8 protein-coding genes are annotated in these 6,447 nt (G+C 61.4%); all 8 read left to right on the top strand.

Annotated features, from left to right (window positions below):
- Positions 1-2,200: CusA/CzcA family heavy metal efflux RND transporter (locus KH616_RS02430; protein WP_292234853.1), on the top strand; the 2,200-nt coding region annotated here is incomplete at its 5' end.
- On the top strand, positions 2,197-2,547 hold the full coding sequence (locus tag KH616_RS02425) for a copper-binding protein (RefSeq protein WP_012211074.1): 351 nt from the start codon (positions 2,197-2,199) through the stop codon (positions 2,545-2,547). The genes KH616_RS02430 and KH616_RS02425, both read left to right, overlap by 4 nt.
- 75 nt (positions 2,548-2,622) lie before the next feature.
- Positions 2,623-4,494: a protein-disulfide reductase DsbD gene (dsbD, locus tag KH616_RS02420; RefSeq protein WP_012211073.1), complete on the top strand. Its 1,872-nt coding sequence runs from the start codon at positions 2,623-2,625 to the stop codon at positions 4,492-4,494.
- Positions 4,495-4,545: 51 nt separating this feature from the next.
- Positions 4,546-4,908, top strand: a complete 363-nt coding sequence (locus KH616_RS02415; RefSeq protein WP_012211072.1) for a hypothetical protein — start codon at positions 4,546-4,548, stop codon at positions 4,906-4,908.
- Positions 4,909-5,027: 119 nt separating this feature from the next.
- Entirely contained in the window at positions 5,028-5,315 is a 288-nt protein-coding gene (locus tag KH616_RS02410) for a hypothetical protein (protein ID WP_012211071.1), read from the top strand.
- A gap of 52 nt (positions 5,316-5,367) precedes the next feature.
- The gene (locus KH616_RS02405; RefSeq protein WP_012464982.1) at positions 5,368-5,595 is read left to right on the top strand and encodes a DUF2933 domain-containing protein; all 228 of its coding nucleotides are present in this window, start codon (positions 5,368-5,370) and stop codon (positions 5,593-5,595) included.
- Positions 5,596-5,672: 77 nt separating this feature from the next.
- The gene (locus KH616_RS02400; RefSeq protein WP_009692946.1) at positions 5,673-5,834 is read left to right on the top strand and encodes a hypothetical protein; all 162 of its coding nucleotides are present in this window, start codon (positions 5,673-5,675) and stop codon (positions 5,832-5,834) included.
- Between the two features lie 22 nt (positions 5,835-5,856).
- Positions 5,857-6,414: a PCYCGC motif-containing (lipo)protein gene (locus KH616_RS02395; RefSeq protein ID WP_012211070.1), complete on the top strand. Its 558-nt coding sequence runs from the start codon at positions 5,857-5,859 to the stop codon at positions 6,412-6,414.
- Positions 6,415-6,447: the final 33 nt, after the last annotated feature.

Genomic DNA, 6,447 nt, shown 5'->3' with positions numbered 1-6,447 from the left:
CAACCTGAAGGACAAGCTCATCGAGGAGTTCATCATCGTCGGGCTCGTCTGTGCCGTGTTCCTGTTTCACCTGCGCAGCGCGTTCGTCGCCATTCTGTCGTTGCCGCTTGGCGTGCTGGCCGCGTTCATTGTGATGCGCTATCAGGGAGTCAACGCGAACCTGATGTCGCTTGGCGGCATCGCGATCGCGATCGGCGCAATGATCGACGCGGCCATCGTGATGATCGAGAACGCGCACAAACACCTGGAAGCGTTCGATCATGAGCATCCCGATACACGGATGACCGCCGCTCAACGCTGGGAGCTCATCGCGACTTCGGCCGCCGAGGTTGGGCCGGCATTGTTTTTCTCGCTGCTCATCATCACGCTGTCGTTCATTCCGGTGTTCTCGCTCGAAGGACAGGAAGGCAAGCTGTTCTCGCCGCTGGCGTTCACGAAGACCTACACGATCGCGGCGGCGGCCGGCTTGTCGGTCACACTCGTGCCCGTGTTGATGGGCTATCTGATCCGCGGGCGGATTCCGCACGAAAACGCGAACCCGATCAACCGCGTGCTGATACGGTTGTATCGTCCGTTGCTCGAGGCGACGTTGCGTCGGCCGTGGACAGCCATTGGTCTCGCGGCGGTTGCCTTGGTGCTCACGATCGTTCCGATTTCGCGTCTAGGCGGCGAATTCATGCCACCACTCGACGAGGGCGATCTGTTGTATATGCCGACCGCGCTCCCGGGCATTTCGGCCCAGAAAGCGAGCGAACTGCTGCAGCAGACCGATCGCCTGATCAAGACCGTGCCCGAGGTCGAGACGGTATTCGGCAAGTCTGGTCGCGCGGATACGGCCACGGACCCGGCGCCACTCGAGATGTTCGAGACCACCATTCAGTTCAAGCCGCGTAGCCAGTGGCGGCCGGGCATGACGCCGGAGAAGCTGGTCGATGAGCTGGATCGGACGGTCAAGGTGCCCGGTCTGTCGAACGTATGGGTGCCGCCGATCCGCAATCGTCTCGACATGTTGTCGACCGGCATCAAGACGCCGGTGGGTGTCAAGATTTCCGGGCCGGACCTGACGCAAATCGATCGTATCGCGACCCAGGTCGAAACGGCCGTCAAAGGTGTGCCTGGCGTGACGTCGGCACTCGCGGAACGGCTGAACGGCGGACGCTATATCGACGTGGATATCGACCGGCTTGCCGCGGCCCGCTACGGACTGTCGGTGGCCGATATCCAGTCGGTCGTGTCCTCGGCGGTGGGCGGCGAGAACGTCGGCGAGGTAATTGCGGGGCGTGAGCGTTTCCCCATCAACATCCGTTATCCACGCGAAATTCGCGACTCGCTCGAGAAATTGCGACAGTTGCCGGTCGTCACTGACCGCGGCGCGCAAATCCAGCTCGGCGACGTCGCGCACATCACGATCGCCGACGGCCCACCGATGATTCGCAGCGAAAACGCACGGCTCTCCGGATATGTCTATGTCGATATCCGCAACACCGACCTGCAGTCCGCCGTGAAGGCGATGCAGAAGGTTGTGGCCGAGCAGGTCCAATTGCCACCCGGTTATTCGATTGCGTGGTCGGGCCAGTTCGAGTACCTGGAACGCGCGGCGGCCAAGCTGCGCACGGTGGTCCCCGTCACGCTCGTCGTCATCTTCGTGCTGCTGTTCCTGACCTTCAACTCGGCTGCCGATGCGCTGCTGCTGATGTCGACCGTACCGTTTGCGCTGGTCGGCGGGTTCTGGCTCATCTGGATGCTCGGCCATGCGGTGTCGGTTGCGACGTCAGTCGGATTCATCGCGCTCGCGGGCGTCGCTGCCGAATTCGGCGTGGTGATGCTGCTGTACCTGAAAGGCGCGCTCAATCGCCGGCTGGAGGATGGCGAGCCGCTCACCGAGGCGCTGCTGTTCGATGCGATCCGCGAAGGCGCCGTGCTGCGCGTGCGGCCGAAGGCCATGACGGTGGCCGTCGTGCTCGCGGGCCTCATTCCCATCATGGTCGGACATGGCGCCGGGTCGGAGGTCATGCAGCGGATCGCCGCGCCGATGGTCGGCGGCATGGTGACCGCACCACTTCTGTCCATGTTCGTGATTCCCGCAGCGTGGTTCCTGTTGCAGCGCCGTCGCGCGCGACAGGCGCCTGCTGCCAGTTTCCCCCAAGCAGTACCTTCCGGCACGAACGTGCCAGTCAACCAAACCGGAGAAGTCCAATGAAGAAGCTCATCGTTGTATCTGCCGCACTCGCAGCCGCTTTCGTCACGCCCGCATTTGCCGGCAACGACATGGCTGGCATGGACATGTCGACCAAAGCTTCCGCGATGAAGGCGTCGTCGAACAACGCACTCACCGACGCGGAGGTCAAGAAGGTCGACACGGCGACCGGCATGGTCACGTTGAAGCACGGCGCGCTCGAAAACGTCGGCATGCCGCCGATGACGATGGCGTTCAAAGCGAAGGATGCCGCGATGGTCAAGCAGATTAAGGAAGGCGACAAGGTCAAGGTGCGCGTTGAAGAAGTCAACGGCACCCTGACCATCGTGAAACTGGAAAAGCGTTCCTGACGAAAACATTGGTGCCCGGCGCGCAGGCGTCTGTCCGCGCGCCGGTACGCCAAAGGGGCGGCCGAGGAGACCAACATGCGCACGACATCCTCTAACACGTATCGGTACGTCTATCGAACAGCGGACGCGTTGAGTCGCATGCTTCGCTTCGTCCTTGTGCTGGTGTTCGGACTTGTATCCTTTGCGGCATACGCAGTCAACGAATCCGAATTGCTGGCGCCCGAGCAGGCATTTCCGTTGACCGTCAGCCTTGCGAGCCATAAGGAGGTCGTGCTCGACTTCAAGACGAAGCCCGGGTATTACCTGTATCGTGACCGATTCAGCTTTGCGGTGAGCGGCGCGCCGGTAAAACCGGTTGCGATGCCTCCCTCCGAAACCAAGAACGACCCCACGTTCGGTGTCGTGCAGGTCTATCACCAGCCGGTCCGAATTCTTCTTCCGCTGTCCGCCGCCGTCACGTCAAGCGCCACGCTGACGGTGACATCCCAGGGATGTGCAGACGTTGGTGTCTGTTATCCGCCTCAGACTCGCCGCTTTCGGATCGCTGCGGACGGTGGGGTGACGCCTGCCGCGCTCGTGGGGAGCGCGAAGGGGGCGGACTTCCCTGTCGCAGAGAAAGACCGGCAGGCCACCGTACTCGGTCTACCGCTGCGGCCGGCCAATGGTATCGGCATCGCCGAAATGCTTGGCTTCCTGTTGGCGGGTCTGCTGATGGCGGGTACCGTGTGCATGTATCCGCTCATTCCGATCGTCACGGCGGTCATTGACGGTACTCGCGAGCGGTTGCCGGTATGGCGCGGGTTCTCGCTGTCGTTGGCCTATGTGCAAGGACTGGCGATCACGTATGCGGCAGCCGGAACTGTCGCGGCCGTCATCGGCATTCCGCTCGTGGCGCTGACGCAGAAACCCTGGTTGCTGGCCACGTTCGGCATGCTCATGCTCGCGTTCGCGCTCGGTATGTTCGGCGTGTTCCGATTGCAACTGCCGACGGGTTGGCAGACGCGGTTTGCGGGATGGAGCAAGCGCTTGCCCGGCGGCCGTGTTGGGCCCGTGTTCGTGATGGGCATGTTGTCCGCGCTGATCGTAGGGCCGTGTTCCACACCGGCGCTGGCCGGCGCACTGCTCTACATCGCAAACAGTCGTGACATCTCAGGCGGTGCGCTGGCGCTGTATCTGATGGGTATCGGAATCGGCATTCCATTGTTGCTCGTCGGTACGTTCGGAACGCGCTTGCTGCCCAAGTCGGGACACTGGATGGTCGCCGTCCAGAACACGCTGGGGGTCATGCTGTTGGCCGCCGCGCTGTGGTTCGTTTATTCGCTGCTGCCCGCGTGGCTGCTGATGTCGCTGATCGCGTTGCTGCTCACCGCTTGCGGGACGATGCTGCGGGCGATCGACCCGTTACCGGCGGATGCTACGGGCATCGCGCGAGTCGGCAAAGCGCTCGGTGTGTTGCTGCTGGTCGCTGGTATTGCCGAGTTTGTTGGCGTCGCATCGGGCAACTTCGACATTTTGACGCCGCTGGGCGGATTGACTCGGACATCGACGTCGGCGGGCGGCGGCACAAGTGCGGCAACGCAATTCGACACGATAACCTCGAACGCGAAGCTGGACGAGGCGCTCAAGGCAGCACGAGGTCAACCTGTCATGGTGGACTTCTACGCGGACTGGTGCATCACCTGCAAGGAACTCGAACGCTTCACGTTCACGGATGCGCGCGTGATGAACGAGTTCACGCATTGGAAGTTGCTGCGCATCGACGTGACGAAGAACACCGAGGCCGACACGGCCATGTTGCGGCGGTTCGGTCTGTTCGGCCCTCCGGCGCTGATCTTCTTCGACAAGACTGGTCGGCCACAGCCCGATGCGCAATTGATCGGATTTATTGGCGCGGACACGTTCCTGGCCCATCTGAAGCGGTTGCAGTCGGGCGATGTGGCGCAATAGCGCAGCTGCCGGCGGTCGCAGCGGGACTGATCGGCGCCTATACTGGAAATCATGAAATTCTGGGTCAAACTCGTTGCCTGCTTTCTGATTGCGTGGTTGCCAATGCTCGGTTACCCCGCACAGGCGGCGTTGTGTCCAGAAATGTCGTCGATGCCAGCGGTACAGCATCACATGAAGGCAGCAAGTGCGATCGAAGCGACCGGATGCACGTCCGGTACGAAGCCTCTCGGTACCAGCGATCGTCCATCTGCGTGCCACGCGGGCATGGGAAGTGCCGTGTGCGGGATGCTGGCTATACCGATGTCGCATCGCGTCGGCATCGTCGTTTCTACGGCCGACTATCGGGCCATCACGCCGTTCCTCGCCGAGCAGTTCATTCCTGAGCTGCCAGCACCACCCCCGCGTTCGTTGTAACTCTCATCCGTCGACGCTTGCCCAGCGGTTCCGTACCGCGGCCCGAGTTCGCTCGTGGCCCGCGTATTCATCCGGGAAGCGTCGCATGTTCGATTCTTTGAATGCAGATGGAGATATACATGAACGCAAGTCATGCACGAATGGCGGTCCTTTCCACACTATTGGTTGCAGCGAGCGCAGTGAGCTTCGCTGCCACTGGTTCAGCGTCCGGCACGTCGGCGCAAGATCGTGAGCACGGTCACGGCTCGATGATGATGGGCGGCATGATGGGTGGTTGCCCGATGATGGGGGGGAGCGCCGGACTGGACTCGAAGACCGCAATGCGAATGCACGCCGAGATGATGCGCGCGATGAGCGACATCATGATGAAGTATTCCGACCAGGCGGGTGCGGCACCGTCAAAGTGACGCAAGCCAGACCACATGACTCGCATTGAATTCCGCTTGACAAGGACTTCACATGAAATGCAACTGGAAAACCATGGTGGCTGTTGGGTCCGCACTGGTCGCCGTCATCGCCCTCGGGTACTGGGCATTTCCTCCGCTCAGAGGCCCGCTTGCAACGCTCGCCGTTATCGCCAGTGGGTTTATCTGCCCGCTATCGATGATTTTCATGATGCGCGGCATGCAATCTCACGCTGACGGTTCCGGTGTGGACACTCGCCTGACGGACAAAGCCGAACACTGAGCCCGCCGACTTACGTCGGTACATCGGGCCGGAGCGATGGCATTTGCCACCGCTCCGGTCCGCTTCACGGAGCGTATATGTTCACTGGGAAACCAATCGTCAATTTCATCATTGGCCTACTCGCGGCCATCGGCCTGCTAGCGGTGCTGGGCACGGCCGCGATGTGGGGGATGCATAGCGGGATGATGCACGGCATGCTGTCGTGTGGAAGCACGATGTATCCGCGTTCCGGAACCTGAGCGGGAGTTTGGGAGATTGAAAATGAAACGATACAAACGACATCAGTCTGGCAGCGCCGCCAACGAGCGCTCCGGTCGTGTCGTCAAGGTGAAGTTGAATCTGCTGTCTCTGCTTGCCCTGATTCTCGCGGTATCGACGGCGTTGGTTTGGGGGCCTTCACTTGTGCATTGGGCCTTTGGTCCAAAAAGCGCTGCGGTCACGCTGGAGAACACGGTCCAGCAGGTACCCGGCTGGCGAGTCGGAATGCTGCGCCCAGATGGACTGCGCATCATTTCATCGGGCGTATCGGATGCCTCGCATGTACTGAACCCGGTGCAGTTTCCCGACATTGCTGTGCGGCACGCGTACTGGGTCGCGACCCAGATCCCCGCGACGCTCAACAAGCTCTACTGCTGGTGCGGATGCGAGAACCGCGGCGAGCATCGTTCGAACCTTCAGTGCTTCGAGGACAAGATGGCGGTGTCGTGCCCGGTTTGCCAAGGCACAGCCGAAATCGCTTACCAGATGACGCAAGCTGGTGTCCGGGACGCAGCGAAGATTCAAGCGGCAGTCGATGCAAAGTGGGCGCCGAAGGGATAGCCGCCGGGCGTTTCAATTTCGAAGCAGGAGGAT

The sequence above is a fragment of the Burkholderia sp. genome, from assembly GCF_018375725.1.
Classification (GTDB): Bacteria; Pseudomonadota; Gammaproteobacteria; order Burkholderiales; family Burkholderiaceae; genus Burkholderia.
Note: the sequence above shows the minus strand (reverse complement) of the source record. Positions and strands in the feature narration are given on the sequence as shown.

Coding starts and splice junctions, on each gene's coding strand:
- KH616_RS02405 (WP_012464982.1), top strand. CDS start 5,368: ATGAAATGCAACTGGAAAACCATGGTGGCTGTTGGGTCCGCACTGGTC.
- dsbD (WP_012211073.1), top strand. CDS start 2,623: ATGCGCACGACATCCTCTAACACGTATCGGTACGTCTATCGAACAGCG.
- KH616_RS02410 (WP_012211071.1), top strand. CDS start 5,028: ATGAACGCAAGTCATGCACGAATGGCGGTCCTTTCCACACTATTGGTT.
- KH616_RS02400 (WP_009692946.1), top strand. CDS start 5,673: ATGTTCACTGGGAAACCAATCGTCAATTTCATCATTGGCCTACTCGCG.
- KH616_RS02395 (WP_012211070.1), top strand. CDS start 5,857: ATGAAACGATACAAACGACATCAGTCTGGCAGCGCCGCCAACGAGCGC.
- KH616_RS02425 (WP_012211074.1), top strand. CDS start 2,197: ATGAAGAAGCTCATCGTTGTATCTGCCGCACTCGCAGCCGCTTTCGTC.
- KH616_RS02415 (WP_012211072.1), top strand. CDS start 4,546: ATGAAATTCTGGGTCAAACTCGTTGCCTGCTTTCTGATTGCGTGGTTG.